The organism is Streptomyces sp. (assembly GCF_031178505.1).
Taxonomy (GTDB): domain Bacteria; phylum Actinomycetota; class Actinomycetes; order Streptomycetales; family Streptomycetaceae; genus Streptomyces; species Streptomyces gulbargensis.
Genome location: NZ_JAPSIW010000939.1, coordinates 1 through 2,296, shown reverse-complemented (window position 1 = coordinate 2,296; position 2,296 = coordinate 1). Strand labels below are relative to the sequence as shown.

Here is a 2,296-nt window from a genome sequence, read left to right as displayed (position 1 = left end):
CTGCTCTGCGTGCGCGACGAGGGCGCGCAGACGGCGCTGGGCGTCCTGGCGGAGCGGGAGCTGGAGGACAGCGCCGCCAGCGGCGCCTACCGCACCCCGGCCCCGCTCGCCGACCTGCTGGCCCGCCTGGTCCCCGGCTCCCCCGCCCGCGTCCTCGACCCCGCCTGCGGCAGCGGCACCCTGCTGGCGGCCGCCGCGGCGCGCGGTGCGTACGAGCTGTACGGGCAGGACAGCCTGCCCGTACAGGCCCGGCGCACCGCCGTGGGCCTGACCCTGACGGTGAAGGAGGGCACGGACGTCACCGTGCGCACGGGCGACAGCCTGCGCGTCGACGCCTTCCCCGACCTCACCGTCGACGCCGTGCTGTGCAACCCGCCCTACGGCGACCGGGACTGGGGCCACGACGAACTGGCCTACGACTCGCGCTGGGCGTACGGCTTCCCGCCTCGCGCCGAGTCCGAACTGGCCTGGGTCCAGCACGCGCTGGCCCACCTCGAACCGGGCGGCCACGCCGTGCTGCTCCTCCCGCCGGCCACCGCGTCCCGTTCCTCCGGCCGCCGTGTCCGCGCCGAGCTGGTCCGCAGCGGCGCGCTGCGGGCGGTGGCGGCCCTGCCGCCGGGGGCGGCGATCCCGCTCCACATCGGTCTCCAGGTGTGGGTGCTCCAGCGCCCGGAGCCGACCCGGCCCGCGTACCGGACGGTGCTCTTCGTCGACACCGCGGGCGAGCCGGCGGCGCCGGGGCGCGGCGGCACCCGTTCGGGTGCGGTGGACTGGGCGCGGGTGACGGAGCGGATCGTCTCCGCGTGGACGGCGTACGCCGGGGACCCGGACGGCTTCGCGGCGCGGGCCGGGGTGGCGCGGGCGGTGAGCGTGGTCGACCTGCTCGACGAGGTCGTCGACGTGACCCCGGCCCGGCAGGTCCGGGCCTCCCGGGCGGACGTCGACCCGCCGGAACTGGCCCGCGAGGCCGCGGCGTTCCGTGAGGAACTGGCGGCGGCGGCGCGGGCGGTGGCCGAACGGGCCGGCACGGCGCCGTGGGGCGCCGCGGGGGCCTCGGCCCGCGAGTGGCGCACGGCCACAGTGTCGGACCTGGCGCGCGGCGGGGCGCTGAAGGTGCTGCGTACGGTGCCCATCTCACCGCGGGCGACGGCCGCCGAGGCGGGGGACGCGCGGGCGGGCGCCGACGGCGGGGAACGCCGGCCCGTCCTGACGGGCGACGACATAGCCCACGGGACCGGGCCGACGGGGCGGGCCCCGGACATGCGGGCCGAGCAGACGCCGGAGATCGCCGCGGGCGACGTACTGGTCCGCAATCTGGTCGGCGGCAGCGGCCCCGTGGCCCGGATCGCGGGCGAGGCGGAGGCCGGCGCCCTGCTGGGGACCGGCGTCCACCTGTTCCGGCCGGACCCGGCACGGCTGGACCCCTGGTTCCTCCTCGGTTTCCTCAGCTCCGAGGCCAACCTGGCCGGCGCCTCGACCGGCAGCTCCACGCTCCACCTCAGCCCGGGGCGGCTGCGCGTACCGCTGCTGCCGCTGGCGGAGCAGCGCCGGTACGGCGAGGCCTTCCGCCACGTCGAAGCATTGCGCGAACAGGCGCGGCGCGCACAGCACCTCGCCGAGGAGACAGCACGGCTCGTGAGCGGGGGGCTCACGGGCGGACAACTGGTGCCGGAGTCCCTCTAGGCTCTGAGACCCCTCATTCCTGTCGCGGACGGACGGGCAACGCCCTCCCCGCCGCGCCGACAGTCATCCGTACCGGCCCCGGAAGGGAAACGGAAGAAGTCTTGAACAGCAGCAAGCACACGGAGTTGGCGAACCACGCGTGGTCCGTCGCCGACCTCCTGCGGGGGGACTACAAGCAGTCCGACTACGGCAAGGTCATCCTGCCGTTCACGGTGCTGCGGCGACTGGAGTGCGTGCTGGAACCGACCCGCGAGAAGGTCGCCGAGATCGCGGAGCGGTACAAGGACGGTGACATCGACCCGGACCGCTTCCTGCGCCGGGCCTCGGGCCACTCCTTCTACAACCGGTCCACGCTGACCCTGAGGAAGATCGCGGCGGACCCGCAGAACGCGGCGAGGAACCTCACCGTGTACCTCGGGGCGTTCTCCGACAACGCCCGCGGCGTCCTGGACCGCTTCGACTTCGCCCAGCAGGTCAAGCGGCTGGACAGCGCGGGGCTGCTCTACCAGGTCATCGGCAAGTTCACCGACCTGGACCTGCGTCCGGAGACGGTGCCCAACCACAACATGGGCTACATCTTCGAGGAGCTGATCCGCCGCTTCTCCGAGCAGTC

Annotated in this window: 2 protein-coding genes; both read left to right on the top strand. The window is 75.0% G+C overall.

What is annotated here, in order from left to right:
• A partial coding sequence (locus RIF68_RS34785) for an N-6 DNA methylase (protein ID WP_309055514.1) occupies positions 1–1,683 on the top strand: 1,683 nt, incomplete at its 5' end.
• Between the two features lie 101 nt (positions 1,684–1,784).
• A partial coding sequence (locus RIF68_RS34780; protein WP_309055513.1) for a type I restriction-modification system subunit M N-terminal domain-containing protein occupies positions 1,785–2,296 on the top strand: 512 nt, incomplete at its 3' end.